This window comes from Methylophaga sp. F7 (assembly GCF_056863975.1).
This window is the reverse complement of sequence record NZ_JBWPVL010000002.1, coordinates 97228-117613: the sequence shown is the minus strand read 5'-3', so window position 1 is coordinate 117613 and position 20386 is coordinate 97228. Positions and strand designations below refer to the sequence as shown.

28 protein-coding genes and 1 pseudogene are annotated in these 20386 nt (G+C 45.5%); 8 read left to right on the top strand and 21 right to left on the bottom strand.

The features are described 5' to 3' along the window. Positions 1-95 precede the first annotated feature (95 nt). Entirely contained in the window at positions 96-275 is a 180-nt protein-coding gene (locus AC08OG_RS15905) for a hypothetical protein (RefSeq protein ID WP_289245420.1), read from the bottom strand. A gap of 315 nt (positions 276-590) precedes the next feature. Between AC08OG_RS15905 and AC08OG_RS15900 the strand changes: the two genes are divergently transcribed. The 5 genes and pseudogenes from AC08OG_RS15900 (at position 591) to AC08OG_RS15880 (ending at position 3704) form a co-directional block, all read left to right on the top strand. Next, positions 591-1310, top strand: coding sequence for a hypothetical protein (locus AC08OG_RS15900; protein ID WP_292411660.1), 720 nt, complete (start codon positions 591-593; stop codon positions 1308-1310). A 236-nt stretch (positions 1311-1546) separates the two neighbouring features. Further along, positions 1547-1801 (top strand): type II toxin-antitoxin system Phd/YefM family antitoxin, encoded by a 255-nt coding sequence (locus tag AC08OG_RS15895; RefSeq protein WP_289245417.1) that lies wholly within the window; start codon positions 1547-1549, stop codon positions 1799-1801. After that, positions 1791-2078, top strand: coding sequence for a type II toxin-antitoxin system RelE family toxin (locus AC08OG_RS15890; protein WP_289245416.1), 288 nt, complete (start codon positions 1791-1793; stop codon positions 2076-2078). The genes AC08OG_RS15895 and AC08OG_RS15890 overlap by 11 nt, the downstream gene beginning before the upstream one ends. A gap of 243 nt (positions 2079-2321) precedes the next feature. Further along, positions 2322-2489: pseudogene (locus tag AC08OG_RS15885) on the top strand (IS256 family transposase); the annotation flags it as partial. A gap of 58 nt (positions 2490-2547) precedes the next feature. Then, positions 2548-3704, top strand: a protein-coding gene (locus tag AC08OG_RS15880; protein WP_300497071.1) for an IS3 family transposase whose coding sequence is annotated in 2 segments (ribosomal slippage) — positions 2548-2788 and positions 2788-3704 — 1158 coding nt in all. Because the reading frame shifts where the segments join, the coding sequence is not laid out codon by codon here. Here AC08OG_RS15880 and AC08OG_RS15875 read toward each other — a convergent pair. From AC08OG_RS15875 to AC08OG_RS15820, 12 genes are all read right to left on the bottom strand, one after another. Beyond that, positions 3678-4361, bottom strand: coding sequence for a TraC family protein (locus tag AC08OG_RS15875; RefSeq protein ID WP_482930586.1), 684 nt, complete (start codon positions 4359-4361; stop codon positions 3678-3680). The genes AC08OG_RS15880 and AC08OG_RS15875 overlap by 27 nt on opposite strands. After that, entirely contained in the window at positions 4361-4762 is a 402-nt protein-coding gene (locus tag AC08OG_RS15870) for a TIGR03751 family conjugal transfer lipoprotein (RefSeq protein ID WP_226069856.1), read from the bottom strand. Before AC08OG_RS15870 ends, AC08OG_RS15875 begins: the two co-directional genes overlap by 1 nt. Then, the gene (locus AC08OG_RS15865) at positions 4719-6047 is read right to left on the bottom strand and encodes a TIGR03752 family integrating conjugative element protein (RefSeq protein WP_482930585.1); all 1329 of its coding nucleotides are present in this window, start codon (positions 6045-6047) and stop codon (positions 4719-4721) included. Before AC08OG_RS15865 ends, AC08OG_RS15870 begins: the two co-directional genes overlap by 44 nt. Continuing rightward, on the bottom strand, positions 6047-6826 hold the full coding sequence (locus AC08OG_RS15860; protein ID WP_226069858.1) for a TIGR03749 family integrating conjugative element protein: 780 nt from the start codon (positions 6824-6826) through the stop codon (positions 6047-6049). The genes AC08OG_RS15865 and AC08OG_RS15860 overlap by 1 nt, the downstream gene beginning before the upstream one ends. Beyond that, positions 6826-7458: a PFL_4703 family integrating conjugative element protein gene (locus tag AC08OG_RS15855; RefSeq protein ID WP_482930584.1), complete on the bottom strand. Its 633-nt coding sequence runs from the start codon at positions 7456-7458 to the stop codon at positions 6826-6828. The genes AC08OG_RS15860 and AC08OG_RS15855 overlap by 1 nt, the downstream gene beginning before the upstream one ends. After that, the gene (locus AC08OG_RS15850; RefSeq protein ID WP_226069860.1) at positions 7448-7819 is read right to left on the bottom strand and encodes a TIGR03750 family conjugal transfer protein; all 372 of its coding nucleotides are present in this window, start codon (positions 7817-7819) and stop codon (positions 7448-7450) included. Before AC08OG_RS15850 ends, AC08OG_RS15855 begins: the two co-directional genes overlap by 11 nt. Beyond that, on the bottom strand, positions 7816-8154 hold the full coding sequence (locus tag AC08OG_RS15845; protein WP_482930583.1) for a TIGR03745 family integrating conjugative element membrane protein: 339 nt from the start codon (positions 8152-8154) through the stop codon (positions 7816-7818). Before AC08OG_RS15845 ends, AC08OG_RS15850 begins: the two co-directional genes overlap by 4 nt. Before the next feature lie 13 nt (positions 8155-8167). After that, entirely contained in the window at positions 8168-8410 is a 243-nt protein-coding gene (locus tag AC08OG_RS15840; protein ID WP_226069862.1) for a TIGR03758 family integrating conjugative element protein, read from the bottom strand. 3 nt (positions 8411-8413) lie between these two features. Then, positions 8414-8704: an integrative conjugative element protein, RAQPRD family gene (locus tag AC08OG_RS15835; protein WP_226069863.1), complete on the bottom strand. Its 291-nt coding sequence runs from the start codon at positions 8702-8704 to the stop codon at positions 8414-8416. A 99-nt stretch (positions 8705-8803) separates the two neighbouring features. Next, entirely contained in the window at positions 8804-9502 is a 699-nt protein-coding gene (locus AC08OG_RS15830; RefSeq protein WP_482930582.1) for a TIGR03747 family integrating conjugative element membrane protein, read from the bottom strand. Continuing rightward, a complete protein-coding gene (gene traD / locus AC08OG_RS15825; protein WP_226069865.1) occupies positions 9503-11560 on the bottom strand; it encodes a type IV conjugative transfer system coupling protein TraD in 2058 nt (685 codons plus the stop codon). Next, on the bottom strand, positions 11557-12039 hold the full coding sequence (locus tag AC08OG_RS15820; RefSeq protein WP_226069866.1) for an integrating conjugative element protein: 483 nt from the start codon (positions 12037-12039) through the stop codon (positions 11557-11559). The genes traD and AC08OG_RS15820 overlap by 4 nt, the downstream gene beginning before the upstream one ends. 131 nt (positions 12040-12170) lie before the next feature. On the opposite strand from AC08OG_RS15820, the gene AC08OG_RS15815 reads away from it, so the two are divergent. Next, positions 12171-13316: an RNA-guided endonuclease InsQ/TnpB family protein gene (locus AC08OG_RS15815; protein ID WP_226069867.1), complete on the top strand. Its 1146-nt coding sequence runs from the start codon at positions 12171-12173 to the stop codon at positions 13314-13316. A 34-nt stretch (positions 13317-13350) separates the two neighbouring features. On the opposite strand, the gene AC08OG_RS15810 is transcribed toward AC08OG_RS15815, so the two are convergent. From AC08OG_RS15810 to AC08OG_RS15785, 6 genes are all read right to left on the bottom strand, one after another. Next, positions 13351-13965, bottom strand: a complete 615-nt coding sequence (locus tag AC08OG_RS15810) for a transglycosylase SLT domain-containing protein (protein WP_482930641.1) — start codon at positions 13963-13965, stop codon at positions 13351-13353. Then, on the bottom strand, positions 13856-14332 hold the full coding sequence (locus tag AC08OG_RS15805; RefSeq protein ID WP_482930642.1) for a hypothetical protein: 477 nt from the start codon (positions 14330-14332) through the stop codon (positions 13856-13858). The genes AC08OG_RS15810 and AC08OG_RS15805 overlap by 110 nt, the downstream gene beginning before the upstream one ends. Positions 14333-14359: 27 nt before the next feature. Then, positions 14360-15133 carry a TIGR03759 family integrating conjugative element protein gene (locus AC08OG_RS15800; RefSeq protein WP_482930581.1) on the bottom strand — a complete coding sequence of 258 codons (774 nt, stop codon included), beginning with the start codon at positions 15131-15133 and terminating at the stop codon, positions 14360-14362. Continuing rightward, positions 15117-16001, bottom strand: a complete 885-nt coding sequence (locus AC08OG_RS15795) for a hypothetical protein (RefSeq protein WP_482930580.1) — start codon at positions 15999-16001, stop codon at positions 15117-15119. Before AC08OG_RS15795 ends, AC08OG_RS15800 begins: the two co-directional genes overlap by 17 nt. Continuing rightward, positions 16001-16510 (bottom strand): PFGI-1 class ICE element type IV pilus protein PilL2, encoded by a 510-nt coding sequence (gene pilL2 / locus AC08OG_RS15790; protein WP_482930579.1) that lies wholly within the window; start codon positions 16508-16510, stop codon positions 16001-16003. Before pilL2 ends, AC08OG_RS15795 begins: the two co-directional genes overlap by 1 nt. Before the next feature lie 83 nt (positions 16511-16593). Continuing rightward, a complete protein-coding gene (locus AC08OG_RS15785; protein WP_482930578.1) occupies positions 16594-17418 on the bottom strand; it encodes an STY4526/YPO1902 family pathogenicity island replication protein in 825 nt (274 codons plus the stop codon). A 799-nt stretch (positions 17419-18217) separates the two neighbouring features. Here AC08OG_RS15785 and AC08OG_RS15780 point away from each other — a divergent pair. Together AC08OG_RS15780 and AC08OG_RS15775 are read left to right on the top strand one after the other, a co-directional pair. Beyond that, on the top strand, positions 18218-18913 hold the full coding sequence (locus AC08OG_RS15780; protein WP_482930577.1) for a ParA family protein: 696 nt from the start codon (positions 18218-18220) through the stop codon (positions 18911-18913). After that, a complete protein-coding gene (locus AC08OG_RS15775; RefSeq protein WP_226069874.1) occupies positions 18906-19265 on the top strand; it encodes a hypothetical protein in 360 nt (119 codons plus the stop codon). The genes AC08OG_RS15780 and AC08OG_RS15775 overlap by 8 nt, the downstream gene beginning before the upstream one ends. Before the next feature lie 60 nt (positions 19266-19325). Here AC08OG_RS15775 and AC08OG_RS15770 read toward each other — a convergent pair whose 3' ends face one another. Both AC08OG_RS15770 and AC08OG_RS15765 read right to left on the bottom strand, forming a co-directional pair. Further along, complete coding sequence (locus AC08OG_RS15770; protein ID WP_482930576.1) at positions 19326-19973, bottom strand: nuclease-related domain-containing protein; 648 nt, start codon at positions 19971-19973, stop codon at positions 19326-19328. Between the two features lie 78 nt (positions 19974-20051). Beyond that, positions 20052-20330, bottom strand: a complete 279-nt coding sequence (locus tag AC08OG_RS15765; RefSeq protein WP_482930575.1) for a hypothetical protein — start codon at positions 20328-20330, stop codon at positions 20052-20054. Positions 20331-20386 lie beyond the last annotated feature (56 nt).

Below are 20386 nucleotides of genomic sequence, written 5' to 3'. Positions count from 1 at the left end.
TACTCTGGTTGCATAGTTACCAAGGCAAATGAAAAACGCTAAAATTAGAACAGCACCTATTACTAATTCCGGCTTTATGTATTCTAAAATAGTCATCATTCATTTCCTCCGTCTCTAAACTTAATACCATAGTAAATCAAAACGCCTCCCAACAATATAGCAATGAAAGCGCTAGCCAGTGATTCACCACTATTAGCAAATGCTAACCCGATGAAACCTGCAGTAATGACATTGGTGCCTACCTTAATGGAAGCTTCACCTGCGTCTTTCCTCATAGACATTCTCCGAAAATAAAAAAGGGAGAATGCCCCCTGAAGGGAATTCTCCCTTCAGGGTTGAGGTTAACTGCGTCCATAGAAGCAGCAACATTATGTAAGATACCAACCGTGGTCAGTATCCGTTGAGCACAGCGTTAAAGCAGCTGTGGCACTTCAGGTACTTGAGTAATCAAGTACGCAGAATCAATGACTTAATAATAACATAATCCGCTTTTTACAGCATCTCTTGGCCTCCTGTTCATACTTGCGTGATCACAAAGCTGGGATAACCTTAAATCTGGTATTCAGCCATAGTGAGTTAGTGGAGAATTAATGAAAGAACTTGAAGAACAATTTAGCTTTACACCTGCCAGCACGTCCCCCTTGGACACAGGTAAATATGTGTTGATCAGCAATCCATCTATCTCGATACACGACTCCACCCAATACGGTGGTGGTTACGCCCCAGGTGTCGATAATGGCGATGGAACGTTCACTGCCCATATAGCACGTGACAACCTCATTGATGCTATGCAGAAGTGTATTGAAATTGCAGCTGCAGGTGAGCCAGGAAAAGACAGTAAACCAGTTAAGAAGAATGTGCCGATTACCATTATCAAGCGAGTGATTACCTTCTCCCCTGCCGATGAGCATCCCAAAGCCAGTGTTGTTATGAAGGTGCCAGGGAAGCCAAAAATCACTAAACGCAGCAGCAGCTGTATTCACTTCGCTATCGGTGAGCGTTCGTTCATTGCAGATAAAGCGGTCTTGGATGTCTCGCAAGGAAAATGGCTTTATCTATGCCTTGGAATCAGGCGTTACAGGGATTTAACTATGTCGAGAAAAACGTTAATAGAACATATAAATAATGAGTGTCTTACAGAGACATTCACTTTTTTTGGTGTGATGGTTTGGGCTAAGCCAGATGAACTGGAAGAATGGAAAGAAGTGTTTCATGTGCTGGTGGATGAAGGTGTGGTTGATCCAGTGGAGCAAAAGATGCTGGGTATAGTTTATCGGTATGTAGGTGAATTTGACGCGGAGTTAATCTAAACATAACTAAAAAAGCCCCACCCTGTGTACGGCATAAAATGTTCTTTTATAGGGGTAGTGGTTATGAATGTTACTAACACATAAAGCATCTTTATATGGTCATTTAAGTGTGCTATATTGAGCTAATAGAGGGTAGCTGGTTTGGTCAAGGAAGCCTGATCAGTTAAGGAGCAAAAAACCATGATGGGCTGACTAGGCTGGTGTGATAAGCGTAGTCAGGAAGAGGAGTAGCGGAGATGAGAAAGGTAAGTGCCGTCTTGTCTTCAGTGACTATTGGTATTACAGAGCTTAAGCGTAATCCGATGGTTGTTGTCGACGAATCAGATGGGGAAACTGTTGCTGTTTTAAACAGGAACAAAGCGGTGTTTTATGCGGTTCCCGCGGAAGCGTATGAGGCGATGATGGAGCGGCTGGAAGATGCAGAACTTGCTGCCCTTGTGCGTGCGAGGGAGCACCAGCCTCGTATAGAAGTGGATTGGGATGACCTATAGTTTAAGATTTACTGAAGATGCCAAGAAGGAATGGGACAAGCTTGATGCGGGGATCAGAAAGAAGCTCGCAAAAAAGTTGAAAGATCGGCGTGAAACACCTCGGGTACCGTCGGCGAAGCTTACTGGAATGAAAGATTCATACAAGATAAAGCTTAGAGATGATGGTTATCGACTGGTCTATACGGTTGTTGATGAAACCATCACCATCGATGTAATTACTGTTGGTAAGCGGAATAAAAACTTAGTTTATAAGAAAGCGTTAAAGCGAATAGGATAAATTAAGTTTATTATCGGTGTCACATATACTTTAGGTCGCGCTGTGAATTTCTATTTTTCCAACATTCTAATAGTCTGAGTTGAGCTGCTGTAAGATTATTGGAAAGTTTGTCTAGAAGTAGATTGAGTTTGAGCAGGTCTTGAGTTTCGTTGAGCCAATCATCCAGAACGATAAAGTTTGCTTGTCTGGGACTGTAAAAAATTCTGTGTAACTGCTTATCATTGACCGAAAGGAGATAAGCAGATGAATAAGAAAGAACTGGAAGCCTTTGCCAAAGAGGCAGCGAAGGGCATCAAAACCGAAAAAGACCTAGCTGACTTTAGCCAGATGTTAACCAAAATAACGGTTGAAGCAGCGTTGAATGCCGAACTTGAAGAACATCTGGGCTATGAAAAATATGCTCAGTTGGGTTCTACCCTGATTTTGCGGACACTTCAAAGAAGCCTGATAATGGGCAAAAGGAGTGTTTATGTCAAAGAGAAGAAAATACAGTCCCGAGTTCAAACATGGTGCTGTTGAACAAACCCGGCAGCCCGGTGTTAGCTGTGCTCAGATTGCTCAAGAACTGGGCCTTGCCCCAAATCTGCTAACAAGGTGGCGACGTGAAGCAGATCAGAATGGCCCACAGGCCTTTACTGGCACGGGTAGCCCTCGCGATGAAGAAGTCGCCCGCCTGAAACGTGAACTGGCGCGGGTGAAGAAGGAGCGGGATTTTTTACGCGAAGCGGCGACGTTCTTTGCCAGGGAGTCGTCCTGAAATATCAGGCGATCCAACGTTGTCGCGTCGAGTTTCCCGTGCGCTTAATGTGTCGTTGTCTGGAAGTTTCCGCTAGTGGTTATTACGGCTGGGAATCACGTTTACCGAGCGAACGAAAGATTGATAACAATCGATTGCTGAAGCGCATTCGTGAACTTCACGCAGATAGTGGCGGTATTTTGGGTGCACCGCGCATGCATGAAGATCTGACGATTGAAGGTGAAACAGCCAGCAAAAACCGGATAGCACGTTTAATGTCGGTTGCCGGACTGCAAGGGTGGCCGAGAAAGAAGAAGCGTGGACAGAAGAAACCGCCCTTATTAACGCCACCTGGGGTAAGTAATTTATTGGAGCGGGACTTCATGGCCCTGGAACCAGAGACCAAGTGGGTCACCGACATCACAGAGTTCAAAACAGGTGAAGGCAAGCTGTATTTGTGCGTTGTTCTCGATTTGTTCAGCAAACTCGTCATTGGCTGGTCAATGCATCATCGACAAGATCGACAAATGGTATTACGCGCTGTCGAAATGGCCGTGTGGCAGCGTCAGGGAAGTGAGCCTGTGATTTTACATTCTGATCGAGGCAGCCAATTCAGAAGCGGCGATTACCAGCGATTGCTTAGTAAAAACACATTGATGAGTTCCATGAGCGCGGTCGGTCATTGTGGCGATAATGCGGCCTGTGAAGGCTTTTTTGGTGTTCTCAAAAGAGAACGGACAAACCGAATGCGTTACCCAACCTTGGATTCTGCCAAAGCGGATTTATTTGACTATATTGAGCGATTCCATAATCCTCGAATGAGAAGAAGGGTTGCTCAGCGAGATGTGATGTTTGCGAGTGTTTTAAAACCGTCCGTGGAATCGGGGTAGAACCCGTTCTTTACCACCAGCAACAGAGGTTTTAACCCCAATACCCGTAAACTGAGTCATAAGGCGTTTGCGAATTCTGCCAAGCTCACGCACATCTCTGTCGTAGTCGGACTTGTAGTTTTCTGGGAAATACCGATAAAGGCACATACGCACTTTGCGTCTTTTACCCTGCCAGCGACCACCAGTAACCACTTCATCATGAAACAAGCCGTTTGGCTGGCCTACTTGGCGTAAATGCTCATCCATAACGTTCAGGAAGTGCTTTGTGTAAGGTGTGCCTACAGCCCGTGGGTGTGCATACTCTCTAATCTGGTCAGTAAGGGTGCGAACGCTTAGTTCATCCTGAACAAAAAACTGTAATGTCCATGGTGCAATGTTGTCTTCAGGAATCGTTTCAGTGATTGTCGCTTGAAGCTTGTCCTGAATTTCGAGAATGTAATCTTCTGTTTTTGCTTCGACACCTACAGGTTCAATCTCGAAAAGCGCACCTATCCCCTTTCCATCTTCAAGAAGAAAGACCTGGTTCTCGCTGTCATACTCTCTCCACGGGAGAAGGTTCGTAAACGATGGTTGCTCACTGTAATCCTTGCGAACAGCCTCTTTAGTAAGCGGTGGGATAGTAGGTGTTTGGCTCTTAGCAAATAAAGTCTTTAGCATTACATTTCACCAGGCATTGCATATTCAGTACGTTCGTATAAAGGAAAGGCTGTCGAATAGCCGGGAACTGGCAATCGTGAAGCTGTTGAGAGATGTGGGTATACGAACATCACAAGAGTTGGATTGGGTAATCTCGGAAACTGTTGTTGGATTTCATGGTTTGCGTCCCGTGTGTATCCCTCCAGATCGGCATCATGGTTTCCTGCCTGTCTTTCTCGAATACCTGCAAAGGCAGACTGTCCGGTTGATGTGCCGGCAGATAAATTGTTTTCGTGATTGCGATAGACCTCTTCCATTGTTGGGCCTGTCTGAGGCAGCAAGTCATCTTTCGTTTGAGATGCACAAGCTGACAACAGACTAATCAAGGTAACGGTGACTGTCTTGGCTACTGTTACGCGCATGTCTTAATTTCCTGCCATTTGGTTTGTAATTAATTGGTAGTTCAGCGTCGATGTGGATAGCGACATTTGAGCCGGTATCGACGTAGATCACATCGAATGTCTGTTGTTGACGTTTCTCTAGCCATTCACTAATTGCTGAGCCACCCCCAGATAATGTTTCGTATCCCGCATTACGCACTGCATCACCTGTCACGGATTCAGTGGTGTCGCCCTGAGAAGAAACAATACGTGTGGTTTCAGCGTCAGCTACGGCTTTCGCCCCGGCTTCAATGCCTTTGGCAAAAATAGAGCTGGCCAGGAAAGTGGCAGCATTGGAGATTCTGCGTCCTGAAACGCATGGAATACCGCGATTATCAGAAATCCATGCAAGACGATTGATAGTGCCAGTGCTGTTATTGTTTTGAAGTTCTTGGTCACCAACGCTCAACGTTTGGATTGTTCCATCATCAAATACATAGGTAACAGATGTCAGATCTGCTCTTACGCATGAAAGCGTCCAATCGCCAGTAGCAGTTCCAGAGAAGATCATATGATTGACTTCAGGCAGTTCCATACCATTTGCTGTCAGGTTTTCACGTCCAACAATGACTTTGACAGGATATGGATCTTCAACCGTTCCATTGATAGGTACCCGGCCCATCAAAGCGGTCATTGCTGTTGAGCCGATAAATGTCGAGTTACGTGGAACGGTGTAAACAGGTTCAATAATGATTTGCTGATTTGAACCGCCCGTAATGGTTTGGCCAACGCTGTTGTCCAGTGCGCTGGTATCACCAAGTATGTCTGTGGCAGAGGCGGCTGAGTCTGAAGGAGAGAAGGAGGTATCAAGCATCCCGCCTTCATCCGGTATAGCACTATCAACAGGTTCTACCCATACGTCAGCTGGTGGCTGGATGTCAGGGATTTCAAAATCTGTGTCAAAGTCTAGCTCTGGTGGCGGTGTTTCGTTCTGACGTTGGGTTAATAAATCTACACGTTCCATCAAGACATCAAGAGTAGAGTTAGTATTCGTGTTCTCTGTGGGACGTTTTGCAAGCTCCTCTTTAATCTGTGCTTGTTCAGCCATCAGCCTGTCGTTTTCTTCACGCATTTCCTGAACCAGGGATGTCAGGGTACGAAGCGTATCTTCAGTCGTGTCACCATCTGGAACCAGTTGGCCACTAATTCTTTCTTGCATCTCAGTGGCAGCTTCTTTATCGGAATTATTGGCAACCACAGCAACCACTAGCACCACAAGACCAATCGCAATGATCGGTATCAGTTTGTTTGTCTTTTTTTCAGCCACTAGAAAGAATCCCAGAAAGGTCTATCAGAAATAAGATAAACAGCGGTTGTGTCTGTTATCTCACCTGAAACACCTAATGTTGCATGTTGAAAGGTGGCCGCTAACCATTTGCCCCGAATATCGCGTGGATCAAGGATTACTTTTTCTTTCTGTTTGTTAACCAGTTTTACGGCAGTGATATAAAGGCCAGCATTTGAGAAAGAAATAACTGGCGTCATTTCTATGATGTGGCCACGTATCAGGTGGGTGTCAGCTTGTTGTGCCACATTAATTCTGTGCATACCTTCTGGCACATGTATGAGTCGTTCCGGCGCATAGAGATGCTGTGCGGCTACGCGTGTCAGCGTTTCGTATCCATGTCGGGTAGGTTCTTGCCTACCCTGGCTTGCACCGGTTGAAGGTGCAGAGCTGGATTGTGTTTCCGGAAAAAGTACGGTGACTTGCTCATCTGTACCTTGCTGTTCACTTGAAGACAGATGAATCACTATGGTTTTTTGTGTGGCTACGTCCTGTACCAGAATGCGTTTATCTGTAAATTCTTCACTCGCCTCCCAGTAGATAACGCCATTAACTGATAGCGTGGTGAGCGTGTTTGCAATGGCTGCAGGGATTTTTGCTCGAACGCTTTTTGATGGGAATACCACCATCTTTTCAGTATTGGGCTTTAAAATCACTTTAATAGGCGTTTTATCCCAAACCACTTTTTCATCAGCAATAGCCTTAGAAGGGATAAAGGCAAGTGCAAACAGAACCGTGAAGATTGATATTAGCCGCTTCATTATTCATTTACCGTAGTCGTAATTCGTGTTGGATTGCCATGAAAACCGTTGAGCATTAGGCCCCAGGGATTAAATTCGAGACTGATATCGCTTCTAACCACGTTGATCGGGTAGCGAATATCGACTGTCTTGATGTCAACACCGCGATGCGTTTCTTTGATTCTGAGGTCGAGCCAGACAACGAAGTTGTTTTCATTAATGATCTCTACCCTTTCGTCGTCGTAGGCCATGTCATTAATTAAAGTGACTGTTCTCGTTCTTCTGTCTAATTCCCCACGGCCACTGCGGCGCAGAATGTCCTCCTTCAACCACTGAGCGAAACTGGGAGTTATATACGCAGCCAGCTCATTTACACGGGCTGGATAATCGACTGAGCCATCATCAAGCCACGTATTGAGGTATTGAAAGATACTGACAGCGAAGCTATAAGCAGTGGTCGCGGGCACTTGATTTAGTGTGACCGTTGAACCAGAGCGCAGATCGGGTGGCAGATATACCCTTTGCACTTCACGCGCCTTATTCGCTGACATCCAAAACAAAACGCAAAACAGAATCAGAACACCGATGACCACACGTAGCGTAATGATGTGTGACTTCTGATTATCTATCTCGCCTCTATATTTACTCCCCATCTGTACGTCCGACTCCCCAGGTACCTGAATATCGAATGATGCGATTGTTCTTCGTGTTCGTTTTCACGCGCAGGAAGACATCACGTAGCATTAGGTAATGTTGATAGTAGTAGTCAGGCCGGCCTCGTTTTATTCGTTGAAACAAAGAGCCGCTGACCAAGATAGTCAATAAGAGCATGAGCATTGCAGCACCCATGCCCATCATGGTTTTGCCCAGAATGGTTGCTATTGTTAAGCAGACAGGAACCCAGAAAAGCGCCCCGACCTTTAAAACCATGCCCAGCTCTGAGTTTGAGAGGCCACGGAAAATCGGTGGCTCGTTATTGAGCCGGTCAGCAAGAATTTCTGCTGAGTCATTCATTGAATAACGCCAGCTGCTTGGGCAAGCATGTAAGAAACAAACAGGAATACCGCTGCGCCGCCGATTACGGTTACACCAACCTCACCCCATTCTTTTCTACCGGAACGTGCTTGGTTAATGTCTGCCAGTGCTATCCAAGAAAGCCATAAAAAGCCACAAACCGATATCCCTAATCCAACGATTAGTGTTCCATCTTTCAGATAGCCTTTAATGATTTCCAACCAGTTGTTACTGTCTGGGTTATTTGATGGTGGCGCTGCTGTTGGCAGTCCAGCGTAGACATTTTGGCAAAGTAAAAGATAAAAGGCTGATGCTGTTGAAACGAATTTTTTCATTGGTGTGTCCTCGCTAAGAAACGATATAAAGGGTGAGTGAAATAAGGACGGCGGCTCGAACGGCACTTGTGAGTACGTCGTAGAAAGTGACATCGTTTTTTTTGGATGCCCACTGTTCGTAATACGAAAGCGTGACCCAGGCACTCCAAAGCATGATTGATACGACAACAAGGCCGCCAAGCAAAAGGGCCATGTCAGTCATAGAAACGCCAGTAGCATTCAGGAAGCTTTGAGCTTGTTTTGAATTCGCTTCCATGACTTAACGCCGGTAATCGCCAGATAACGGTGCATAGCTTCGTGGTTCGATGGTTGGGCCATCCAGATGTTCTTGTATACCAAGACGCATCATTAAGAGGTCTTTACGAAGCTGGTTGTATTGGAAGCGGATACGGCTATCGGGATTTGCACGTCCTTGAGCTTCATCAACGAGTGCGCTTAGTCCGTCTAATTCATGAACCAACTTTGCCAGGCTTTCTCGCTCTGCATAGTTGCTGGCACTGGCAGTTGTAGAAACAACGAAGGTAGCAATTAGTAAAAGGGGCTTTAGCATTTTGGTCATTTCTCACGACATTAATTTTGTGTGTGAGAAAGTCTGCCCAAGCCCCTCGTTCGAGACAATGAATAACCGGATATTGGTCCAAGCCGGTTATCAAATATATTTCTTGAATAGGTAGGTAACCATGAAAATACCAATGCCAAAAAGCAAGGCAAATGGCAGTATTACGGCGTTTGGGTGAATAGATACGGGGAAAGCAAGATACACAACCCAGGGGGCGATGAAGCATATTGGTATCCAGCGTTTTGCGTGATGGTACAAGCTTGCGTGCTCACGACCTACTGACCATTTTCGTATATCGCGCTGAACCAGACCTTCAACCGAGCCAACAACAGCAAATATAAAAAACGCCGGTAAAGCAAGCGTAAGGATGGCCAACCGTATAGCAAATACCTGTGTCACATAAATAGCCGCCAAAACATGCTCTGCGATAGTTTTGGCCACTTTCCCTGCACCTGTGTCCTGAAAGATTTTCGTAATAGCACCCATGATTCCGGTTTTGACATACATGGCATTGTGCATTTTGGCTGCAATGCCCTCTGCATATTCAACAGGCCTTTGCACCAGCAAACTTTTCTGAAAGTCTTTGTTTAGGTAGGAAAGCTCTGTCTTGACCATATTACGGCTATGATTGATACCCTCATCTCGCCATGTTGTGTTCATGCCTACCCATTCAATGATGATTGACATCAGTAATGCCAATAAAAGCCAGACAATCATGGTCATAATTCGTGAGATCCATGTGCTGATAAAGCCTTTATTGGAACGAGGGTGATTATCTTTTTGGGCCATTTATTCCATCCACCATGACTCGCCTGTACGGTAAGAGGCAGACATGTCCTCTGCCATTTCATCAAAGTTTGAAGTCATATACAGATCGTTTTTGGAATCCGCCAGCGGAACCCTGATTTTCCAGAGCTGACCGCCACCTGTCAGAATGAATGCCTGCCCTTTCGGCAGTGCCATAATCGTGGCGGGTGACAATAGCGGTGCTTCGGTGAAGGTGATACGGTCTTGGGCGCTGGATGTGAAATCAATGTCTGTATCAATGTCTACATTGTCAGAAGACCCCGTTACTTCTGTGGCCGCTGCCACTTCAACCATAGGCAGCTGCTCCGTAAACAACTCTGCTGTAGCCAGCTCTTTTACGCGAAATGTGACAATGGTTCCAAAGTTACCCAATGCCTGACCTGCTTTGGCCTGATCGCCAAGTTTTACAATCACGTCTGACATCGTTTGGGTATAAGCGGTTATCTGTAAGCCTGCACCACCACCCTTGTTGAGCATAGGCAGGAATTCATCCCCCATAAGCTCATTCACTTCATCAGCATGAATGTTTATCGGTGTTTTGCTACCAGACGAGGTGTCCTGGTTATGAAAGCCGAGTTCAGTGCCATGCTTATAGATTTCACCTGCAGTCGAAACCAAATCGGCAAACATGGTGTTACCTACTGTGCCAGCGATAGCCATGTCCTGTAGCGCGTCCAGGCCTATGTAAACGACTTTCTTCTGCCTGATGACCTGTCCCCAGCTAAATACTGGGCGATTGTCACCAGAGTCGTTATAGGCAGGTGAAATAAGCTCCGCAATCCGCCCGGAGATGAGTTTTTCAAGTAATGGCAGACCACTGGCCACTATTTTATCGAAATAGGTCTTATCGTATTCAAAGGTAGAGCGAAGTCCCATTGCGACGGCATCGAATAGCTTTCTATCCTGTGCATACTTGATCATGGCATTGGCCCTTTTGTTTTTGCCACGCAAGCTCATTGGTAACATTTTGTCGTTCAGGTTTTCTGCAATTTCCTGAACATGTTTCTGCCAGTCCGGATCGCCAACGCTACTCAGCCAGACTTCGTAATAATCAATGAGTAGGTCATCAATGCTTTGTATGTGCTGTGCTAATTGGGCATAGTCTGGTCTGCGGCCTAGTGCCACCAAAGCCTGAGCAATGATGTTGGTGAAACGCCAGAAGAACTCTCTAAACACATTAGAACTGCCGCCACTATCGAGCTGGTTTGCGGTTCTGGTTGCCACTTCCGTCACACGACTGAAATGGCCAATACCATTGTAACGAGCTGAAATGTCAGGAAAGCCCAAGTGGAAAACGATTAAATCATCCTCTCGCCCCGCCGCTTTACATTCAGCGATAACTCTTCGCATGAGCTCTGCATCGCCCTTCGGATCGAACACAACGGTAATGTCACCACGGCGAATATCCTGCGTAATCAGTATTTCAGCAAGACGGGTCTTACCAACGCGGGTGGTGCCGAGCACAAGTGTATGCGCATTTCTTTCAGATAAAAGCGATACAACTGGCTCTTCGTACCCACCAACCCCATGTATCTGAGGTTCACCCCCAATGGGTGGCAATGGTCTGACTGGATTATATCTGGAGTCACTATTGAGAAGTTCAGCCACTTTTGAGAGATGCGGTGATGACTCCCACTCTAACTCTTTTCGCCTTGCCAAATTGTAGAGAGGACCGGGGTTGATGTATTTGCTGGCAGCTGGATCGCGAGTGTCTTTTAGCCGCTGGGCATGTTTTTGCCCCCACCTAAAGCCTAGACCATAGAACAGATACTTTCTGCTAACAGGGATATCGCCTGGTGCCATTTTGAAGAGTACCTGACGGCGTAGCCCTTTCTGATATCTTGCAAGCTGCACGAAGTCTCTGAAGTTACGGTAAGCGTTGTAGGTAAGAATACCTCCTACCCCGTAGGCTACTGATGGGGTCATCATGAGCGACCACGGCGCTAAAAACGCCATCACTGCACCGGTGGCAGAAATGGTGGCTGACCAGATCTCAACCTTTGGTCTGAGAAGGATTTCCAGCGTATGTTTTTGCTTCATTGTGCAATCTGCGTTCGAGTGATGAGGACGGGGTAATGTTTAAGGTTAAATTGTTTAGCCAGGTCACTACCCGAAGCAGGAGAAACTTGAAGTCCTTCTGCAGCACGAATGACCGCCTGAAGGTCTGAGGCGGACGCTGAGTTGACTATCAATCCAACTGCTCCAGCCTTAATTAATGCTTGCCTGTGTTTGCTTAGCCACTGGATCGATACATTGTCAGCACCAATCAGGAATAAAGGGCTAGGCAAATAAGGAAGCGATACGGTGCGCTTCGTTACCCTACCTACAGTCAGTTCTGGCGTGCTTGGCGTGGCCAGTTTTGCAATGTTTGGTTTTTGTTTCGGGGCAGGTTCAGATTGAAGTGATGAAAGATACTTGTCTGAACTAATGGTTCGTCCTGAGTCAAACAGTACTGTTGGTTGTGCATGAATGGGAGTACTGCATAAAAACAGAAGTGATAATGCGGGTAGTCTGCTCATCAATGTTGCGCGGGAAACCCCGTCCTTTTAAGGCGGGGAGGGATAGCGCGGCGGCGTCAGCCGCCCCTGTTCCCGCTCCTCCGTTTTAAGTTGGTTGCTATCTTCACATAAATAACACTAAAGTGTGAAATATGACGAAACGCGCCTATAAATATCGGTTTTACCCAACCCCCGAACAGGCTGAGCTGCTGGCTCAGACCTTCGGCTGTGTGCGTTTTGTCTATAACTCGATACTGCGCTGGCGTACCGATGCCTTTTATCAGCGTCAGGAAAAAGTCGGTTATGTCAGTGCCAACGCCCGACTGACCGAACTCAAGAAAGATCCTGAGCTGGCGTTTCTGTCTGAAGTGTCGTGCGTCCCCTTGCAGCAATGCCTTCGTCACCAGCAAACCGCCTTCAAAAACTTCTTTGAGGGCCGCGCCAAGTACCCGGCATTCAAGAGCAAACGACACCGCCAGTCGGCGGAGTTCACCCGCTCGGCCTTCAAATACCGGGACGGCAAGTTGTATCTGGCCAAGAGCAAAACCCCGCTGGACATTCGCTGGAGCCGTAAACTGCCCGGCGAACCCAGCACCGTCATCGTTTCCAAGGACTCGACAGGCCGCTACTTTGTGAGCTGCCTGTGTGAGTTCGAACCCAGCAAGTTGCCGGTTACCCCCAACATGACAGGCATTGATCTGGGCCTGAAAGACCTGTTTATCACCGACCAGGGTGAACGGGTCGGCAATCCCCGCCATACCGCGAAATACGCCGCCAGGCTGGCCATGGCACAAAGACGACTGAGCAAGAAAAAGCTCGGCTCGGCCAACCGTGCCAAGGCCCGGCAGAAGGTGGCGAAACTTCACGCCAAAATCTCCGATTGCCGACAGGACAACTTGCACAAGCTGTCCCGCAGATTGATTAACGAGAACCAAGTGATCTGCGTCGAGTCCCTGAAAGTGAAAAACATGATCCGTAATCCGAAACTGAGCAAAGCCATTGCCGACGCCGGTTGGGGCGAATTCGTGCGCCAACTGGCGTACAAGGCAGAGTGGGCCGGGCGCTCACTGGTCGCTATCGACCAGTGGTTCCCCAGCTCCAAACGGTGTTCGGGTTGTGGGCACACCTTGTCGTCGCTGCCGTTGTCGGTCAGAAAATGGAACTGCCCCGAATGTGGCGCAAACCATGACCGTGACCACAACGCCGCAACCAACATTAAAGCCGCCGGGCTGGCGGTGTTAGCCCTTGGAGAGAATGTAAGCGGCATGGGGTCAGTCTCCATGTCCTGTTCTCGGTGAATTGGGAATCCCCTTCCTTTAGGGAGGGGAGCAGTCAATTTGTTGCCTCTAAATAAGCAAGCACATTTTGCTGATACCGTTTGGCGCGAGCCGCCCGTTCAGGAGTGTTGCTTCTAGTGTGGTATTCACCAGCACAGTAGATCCAGTCTGATTTCCGGTCATAACACTCGCGCAGGATTCTGGCTCCCGTCTGAATATTGTATTGAGGATCTAATGCTCTCCAGGGATCAATTAGCTTATCTTTATGCCAATACCAGTTCGTCTGCATCAACCCGATATCGACTAAAGTAATATCGTTTGCCAGCAACAGCATAATGGCTGCATAGGCTTTTTCACGAGTTGGGAAGTAATAGCCTTTACCACGAACATTTATCGTCCATGGCCAGACACGTTGGATTTTGGGGTTGGTGCTTTCTGCGCGAGAGATGGCATAAAGCAGATTGGCCGGAACGCCCTCCTCTCTCGCAATCTTTACATAAAGTGCCGGGATTTTCGATGTGGACTTTGTGTTCGCTTCTGCCTGATAAGAGAATGCGAGGCTAGACGTTAGAGCCAGACATGCGATTAAGGATTTCTGGAATATCTTCGCTAAGAATGTGCATGTGAACCCAGATCCGGTTCTTGTACTGATGTTGCATTGGGGAAGCAATAATGAATGCATCTTCTTTGATACCAAGGAAGATACATTTGTCATGCAGGCTTGCCACCAAAATGGCGTGCTCTGATGAAAAGTCAGGATACTTTGATTGCAAATAGTTGAATATTTGCTGTTGTAAATAGATTTTCTCGCCATCGGATTTTTTGGCAAGAGCAGAAATTTGAAACTTCCAGACATAGAATGAGCCTGAAAGTTGTTCGACTATCCTTCCCCAAGAAAAACTGTAAGCACCGACATTGGCAGCATCAACAATACTGGTTCCATTGTTGATCTTAGTGTCTGACAATTGCTGCTCGACTTCACCATCGAGAAATCTCTGAAAAGCATTCAAGTCAATTGGCGTCGCATCTGATGTCATATAGTCGGTTGAGGAGTGAGCCTTATATTATTCTACTCTGTTTACCCCTCCCGTGTTGTCAACTTTAAATGTGGCTGGCAATTGGCCTTCATCAAGTTGGTACTGTCTCATGAGAGACTGCCCATGATTTAATGTAATGCGCCGGCTTCTTAGGAGTTCGGCATCTACTCTGTTTTGCATTGCCCACTGTCGAATGACACTGTTTTCTTTATCGCTTGAGTCACTAAAGTAAACATCCAGCTGAATACTTCTATCTACCAGCATGGTGGTGAGTAGTTGCTGGATCTTTTTATCGCATGAATCACAATCGAATAGTTTGGTGGCAAGAATCATCTTCTTAGAAGAGCTTCCCAATGGCTGTGAAGATTGCTGGGGCGTAACTGGTAATTGTGACTGAATTTGAGCAATGTCAATTAACGCTTTATCACCTTTATCTCTCCATGCCTGATCATAAGCACGCTGAAACGCAAGGACCCGCTCTGTATCTTGCTCCATCATGTCAGCCCACATACGGGCGTACTTTTTACGCTCTGCTTCATTTTGAGCGTGAATGCCAAGTACTTCCAAGGGTGATATGGTGTCTGGGCTGATACTGCCTCTAATGCCTTCCATTAGATCTTCATATCGAGCGTACTCAGCTGCAGATAGCCCCCATTGAATATGTTTTTGCTCGGTCTGAGTTGCTGATGACTCAGTTACGGCGGAGCGCGTTTCGGTGGTCGATGCAATGTTACCGGCGAATACCGTGCTACTGCCCATTAAAAGCACTAACAGTGCTGTTTTATTAAATGCTAAGTTCAAAGCTCTCCCCTTCTTGGTTTTTGACCACGATGCTGTCTTTGCTGATGCTTTCTAATCTCCAGCTACCAATTTCCTCGTTTGATGCGAGCAAATGTATTTCACCTGCATACTCAATTTGTGCAAAACGTTGGCCACCCCATGAATCAATACCGATCAGGTTGAGTTCATCCGTTTTCTGATTGATCGCAGGTTTGGCATGTGCGTTAGGCGCAGCTTGTTGAGTGGCTGGTTTATTGTTTGAAGGCTTGGGTGCGCTGCTGGTGGTAGGTGCTGCTTTTAATGCGGCCAGCTCCTTTTTAAGGCCATCTAAAGAACGCAATAGGTCATTGAGCTTTTCAACGCTCTGAGCATGGAGCTCTATTCCGCTTTTCACTACAGTGATTCGCTCAGACTCATTTGCTTCAATTTCTTGAAGCCTGGATGCTATCTGACTAACTTCATCTTGCAGATCGGCGTTTACTGTTTCTGAGTTTGAGATGGGTGGCTGCAGATTTGTTTGTGTTGGTGGCGTGATGACGATCGCGTTGTCGTCATTCTCCATTGCAATCAAGTCAACATCGGTTAGTGAGTCTTGGTCTACAGATGGTATTTCATCCTGGACCGGGGCTTGATCCACTGACTCATCAATCGCTATTTGGATTTCGGCGTTCTCAGGCTCGGTCATGACTGGGATTGAGTCGGTAATATCAATTCCCGGTTCAACGGTAAATTCGTTGTCTTGCTCTAGCATCAAGGCAGCGGTACCGAGAACACCGACTAACGCTACAAGGCCAACGGCTTTGAGCCATATCGGCGCAGATTTCTTTTTACCGAGATCGCTTGGGATCTCACCTTCAAAAATGTCATGAGGTTGAGTATTTTCAGTCATTATTTAAACTCTTCAACAGTATCGAATGCGATTAAACGGTGTACAGGATCGACTTTCATCCAATACGCCTTACCAACGAGCATCATCAATGCATCTTTAAGCATTACGGGACCGATTTTGCGATGTGAATGGGGCAATGGTTTGCTCATAAGTTGTTTTACGTGCATGCCCTGCTTGCTGGGGGCCGCCAATGAAAATCCACTACGCATGAGTAGAAACTCCATTGCTTCTCCAACGGTTTTAGCTCGTGAGGGGATTTCTGTGTCTATGACTACTTCAAGCAGGTTTTCTTGCTGTCTGGTATTTACTGCGTCGGCGTTTGAATAGCGACCCACTCGTATTTGAGTGGCTGACGGTGGTTCGTAGTCATAGCGTTCGATAAAGATATCGGTCGCCGGCAATGGTGCTTCGGCAACTTCAACAGGTTTCACCTGTTGATTAGTACTTGGGAGGGTTATGCAGCCAGTTATACACACTGGCAATAAAGTAATAAGTAATTTTGTACGCAAGATGCTTCTCCATCAAATTTGCGTACATATTGTTAATCTGTGAAATTAAAAACAACGAATAACCGGATATTGGTCCAAGCCGGTTACCAAGTTGTCACTCTTTCAAACTGTGGGATCTCGTTTTTAATCATCTTGGAGAGGTAAGGCCAAATATGTCTTAACGGGATATTATCTATGGCTTTGCTGACCGCTAGACACCGTTTTGGTAACGGTTCACCTTCCGTCTCGTTCCATGCGTAATAAAGTACTTCGTGCTCTTCATCCGTAAGTCTACGTGGCGGTCCGCCTTTGGTAACTGGAACACCCATTGCTTTTCGCATATCGATGAAAACTGCCTTACCCATCCCGGTAAGTGCATTTATCATAGGGAAAGAGGCATCACGTTTGATGAGCGTTCTTAAAAGCTCTGTTTCTAATTGTGCTTCTTCAACCTGGCTAAGTGCCATTTCGAGTTTGAGTGAGTTAGCTGTTATCTCGTACCAGATAATGCCGGTCTTAACGACCGCAAGGATATCTAGCAAGCTATAAGAGGCAAGAATGGGTATGAATTTTGGACTGAGATTTAAGTTCTGGAAAAGGAATCGATACTCATCAGGATCGGATGCGTGCGTAGCGAGGTTACTTAATAAAGTGTTCGTGATATTCATGTCCGGAATGTCACCAAAACGCCTCTGTTGCTTACTTCCACGCTCTATTGCAATAGACAGCAGTTCCTCATCTATTGTGATGTCAATGATGTTTTGGAAACTACAGAGTTTCAGAAGATAGGCGTGTGGCAGTCTTGAAATGCGGTCAGCCTGTTCAGGCGATAACCCCATATCCGTAAGTTGTTCAATATCGACATTATTTGACGCATTCGTTAGCTTGGTCAGGAAGCTATACGTCATTGTCTCGTAAAGGCTTTTCACCGCCCAACTCCTCAAAAAACTCTAATTCCTGCCTACATCCTTGGACCCAGGCTCATTATTTCACCGGGCTATTTAACAAAGTTATGTGCATGTTTTCAATGGTTAATATTTCAAACTGAGTTTAGTGTGAACTGGTTCTCACAAAAGGTCTTTCACACGTTCTCCACACATATATAAGTTAGGCATGTTGTACCTTTGCGACATTCTAACTCCCTCATATTCATGTGGCATGACCAGAATGCGCAAATCTGGTTATGGAAATATAGTAGTAATTCATATATTTAAGTACCTATATCACTATGGTCTTGGTTAGTCTAATACCCCAGACCTACTCTGGTCATCCATATTCACCATCCATAACAATCAACGGGTTTGCCTTTCCCATTATCATTAATAGATAGCTATCCGATAGCATGTAGATAGATAAAAGATAGCAACGAGATAGCTATCAGATATTAGATAGATAGACAACAGATATTAATACGCTATCTATAATGACTTATAGTAGATATCCAGTAGCTAGCTAGATAGCTATCAGATATTAGATAGATAGCTAACAGATATTAATACGCTATCTATAATGACTTATAGTAGATATCCAGTAGCTAGCTAGATAGCTATCAGATATTAATTATTGGTTTAGTATAGGATAGCTATTAGATATCTAATATGTATTAGATAGCTATCCGGATATTTAGTAGATATCTATTTTAAGATGATTTACAATCTGACGTATGGATAGCTATCTGTTATCTGGATAGCTATCCGATATCTGATTAATATAATGAGGAAATTGCTTATGCCTACAATTGTAATGGCGAGTTCCAAGGGTGGAGCAGGTAAGACTACTGCTGCCGTTACTTTGGCTGGGGAATTAGCGCGTCAAGGTTTAGAGAAAGGGGTCAATATTGCATTAGTTGATGCAGATCCAAATAAACATAGTGCTAAATGGGCTAAGAAAGGTGGTTGCCCCGAGAATCTGACTTTGTATGAATCAGATGAAGCCAGCATTATTGATGATATTGAAAAGGCTGAACAGGAAAACGCTTTTGTTATTGTCGACCTTGAGGGTACAGCAAGTATTGCAGTGGCAAATGCAGTAAGTAGGGCAGATCTGGTTATTATTTTATGTCAGGGTTCACAGAATGATGCTGATGAAGCTGTAAAAACAATTAAGTTATTACGTCAGCAAGGAAAAGCATTCAGAAGGGATATCCCATATTCAGTCCTATTTACACGAACAAGCACAGCGATTGTGCCTCGTACCTTGAAATTCATTGTCAGTCAGTTTACAGAATCAGGTGTGGATGTATTCAAGGTATCCTTAATAGAAAAGGATGCATATAAAGCTGTTCATTCATTTGGTGGGATAGTTAACAATCTCGATCCTAAAGATGTTTCAGGTATTGAGGTTACTGCTGCTAACGCTAAGGCATACGCTGAAGAGGTTAAACGTAAGCTTAAAGAGATAATGTCAGGAGGTAGTGATGGCTGAGCGAGCTGGATTAGATTTAGATGATATCAATGACGATGAAATAGATATTGCCTCATTAACAGGATCAAAAAATCCTAAACCAAAAGTTGATCGTAAAGAGTTAAATAAAGTCTCTGAGGAGGCTGGCTTTGTAAGTCGTCAGGCTCCAAGACACCGGAGGAGGGGAGGGCGGACTGCTTATACTCAACAGAAAAACTTTAAGATGCGGCCGGATATGCCAGAATTATTTGCTGATGTCGCTGATGGCCTTGGTATAAAGGACTACGAATTATTGGAAATGGCTTTCCAGGCATTGTTGACGAAGCAAAAAATGAAGGAAGAATTGGAGAGATTTAAAACGATCACCTCATAAAAGCACTAAGTAGGATAGAGGGGTGAGTGGTTATGGTTAGAATTAATTTATAAAGGGCTGCTATGCAGCCCTTTTTTTATGCGATTCTTTGAGGTAGTCAATGTGTGTGGCATCGGTGGTTTCGGTTTCTGGCAGTCGATTTACCTGGAGCTGGCCAGCAAGCCGATAGACCTGATCCATGGTCAGTTTATCGCGAGGGAAAGACTCGATATAGTTACGTAACTCACTACTTTTTACGACACCAGAAGGGCGTTCAGATTTGAATGCTGCATCTCCCGAGAAAGTCACCACGTTGATCATATCATCGTGTGAATAACCAGTGATGGCTTCAATAGCCATTAAGTGGCTAAAGTTCTGCCTGATAGGATTCTGAAAGGTATGCTTATCGAACGAAGTGTATTGGTACCAGTTTTTGGAGTCAGCAGTACCTACAATAGAACCACGATAAAACTTAGTCTCGATGACAAATAGGCCGCGTGACGAAATCAGAACATGGTCAACCTGGCTTGTACCTGCACGGTTATCTTTATCTAAGAAGGGGAGGGTGACGTTAGAGAGTAGGGCGTAGTCATTGCCAGACAATGAAATGTTCAAAACATCATTAACGATCTGCTCACCAATATGCACAGCATAATTATTCTCTTGGTATTTCTTTGAGACATAGAAGCCAAAAACAAAGCCCAGTCCAATCAAAAGCATAATTTCCATCACTTATTCCTATTTATTTTATTCCTTATATATAGATATCACGGAAACTGATTCATGCAACAGGCAGGAGTGGCCTTATTATGACAATGATTTACCCATGTAAGAGATTACCCTTAGAGCTGATCCTGCTGTTGTAGATTTAGCGTCTTTTGGGACCATTCGTATTCGGCCAACAGAGTTAAAAGCACCTGAGCTGATTAGAATTCTTAAAGCTGCTTCATCTGCTTCTTCAAAACTTTCAATGCCTGTTAATGTGTAAACGTACTTCCCAAACCGGGGTCCTCTTTGATGCTCATACGGATGGCATATTTGACCGTTAGTGTTTTTTCCAATTATATCTGTGATTAATTTAATCATTTTAAGCTATTCTTTTTACCGGATTGCGCGAAAAGCCCCGTCGTTCAGGGCGGGGA

Excerpts from the sequence above, each read along its gene's own strand:
- AC08OG_RS15840 (WP_226069862.1), bottom strand. The coding sequence starts at position 8,410 with ATGGAAGCGAATTCAAAACAAGCTCAAAGCTTCCTGAATGCTACTGGC.
- AC08OG_RS15900 (WP_292411660.1), top strand. The coding sequence starts at position 591 with ATGAAAGAACTTGAAGAACAATTTAGCTTTACACCTGCCAGCACGTCC.
- AC08OG_RS15820 (WP_226069866.1), bottom strand. The coding sequence starts at position 12,039 with ATGAGCAGACTACCCGCATTATCACTTCTGTTTTTATGCAGTACTCCC.
- AC08OG_RS15765 (WP_482930575.1), bottom strand. The coding sequence starts at position 20,330 with ATGATTAAATTAATCACAGATATAATTGGAAAAAACACTAACGGTCAA.
- AC08OG_RS15805 (WP_482930642.1), bottom strand. The coding sequence starts at position 14,332 with ATGACATCAGATGCGACGCCAATTGACTTGAATGCTTTTCAGAGATTT.
- AC08OG_RS15870 (WP_226069856.1), bottom strand. The coding sequence starts at position 4,762 with ATGCGCGTAACAGTAGCCAAGACAGTCACCGTTACCTTGATTAGTCTG.
- AC08OG_RS15795 (WP_482930580.1), bottom strand. The coding sequence starts at position 16,001 with ATGACTGAAAATACTCAACCTCATGACATTTTTGAAGGTGAGATCCCA.
- traD (WP_226069865.1), bottom strand. The coding sequence starts at position 11,560 with ATGAAGCAAAAACATACGCTGGAAATCCTTCTCAGACCAAAGGTTGAG.
- AC08OG_RS15775 (WP_226069874.1), top strand. The coding sequence starts at position 18,906 with ATGGCTGAGCGAGCTGGATTAGATTTAGATGATATCAATGACGATGAA.
- AC08OG_RS15815 (WP_226069867.1), top strand. The coding sequence starts at position 12,171 with ATGACGAAACGCGCCTATAAATATCGGTTTTACCCAACCCCCGAACAG.
- AC08OG_RS15845 (WP_482930583.1), bottom strand. The coding sequence starts at position 8,154 with ATGAAAAAATTCGTTTCAACAGCATCAGCCTTTTATCTTTTACTTTGC.
- AC08OG_RS15830 (WP_482930582.1), bottom strand. The coding sequence starts at position 9,502 with ATGGCCCAAAAAGATAATCACCCTCGTTCCAATAAAGGCTTTATCAGC.
- AC08OG_RS15860 (WP_226069858.1), bottom strand. The coding sequence starts at position 6,826 with ATGAAGCGGCTAATATCAATCTTCACGGTTCTGTTTGCACTTGCCTTT.
- AC08OG_RS15890 (WP_289245416.1), top strand. The coding sequence starts at position 1,791 with ATGACCTATAGTTTAAGATTTACTGAAGATGCCAAGAAGGAATGGGAC.
- AC08OG_RS15770 (WP_482930576.1), bottom strand. The coding sequence starts at position 19,973 with ATGGAAATTATGCTTTTGATTGGACTGGGCTTTGTTTTTGGCTTCTAT.
- AC08OG_RS15835 (WP_226069863.1), bottom strand. The coding sequence starts at position 8,704 with ATGCTAAAGCCCCTTTTACTAATTGCTACCTTCGTTGTTTCTACAACT.
- AC08OG_RS15875 (WP_482930586.1), bottom strand. The coding sequence starts at position 4,361 with ATGCTAAAGACTTTATTTGCTAAGAGCCAAACACCTACTATCCCACCG.
- AC08OG_RS15855 (WP_482930584.1), bottom strand. The coding sequence starts at position 7,458 with ATGGGGAGTAAATATAGAGGCGAGATAGATAATCAGAAGTCACACATC.
- AC08OG_RS15905 (WP_289245420.1), bottom strand. The coding sequence starts at position 275 with ATGAGGAAAGACGCAGGTGAAGCTTCCATTAAGGTAGGCACCAATGTC.
- AC08OG_RS15895 (WP_289245417.1), top strand. The coding sequence starts at position 1,547 with ATGAGAAAGGTAAGTGCCGTCTTGTCTTCAGTGACTATTGGTATTACA.
- AC08OG_RS15850 (WP_226069860.1), bottom strand. The coding sequence starts at position 7,819 with ATGAATGACTCAGCAGAAATTCTTGCTGACCGGCTCAATAACGAGCCA.
- AC08OG_RS15780 (WP_482930577.1), top strand. The coding sequence starts at position 18,218 with ATGCCTACAATTGTAATGGCGAGTTCCAAGGGTGGAGCAGGTAAGACT.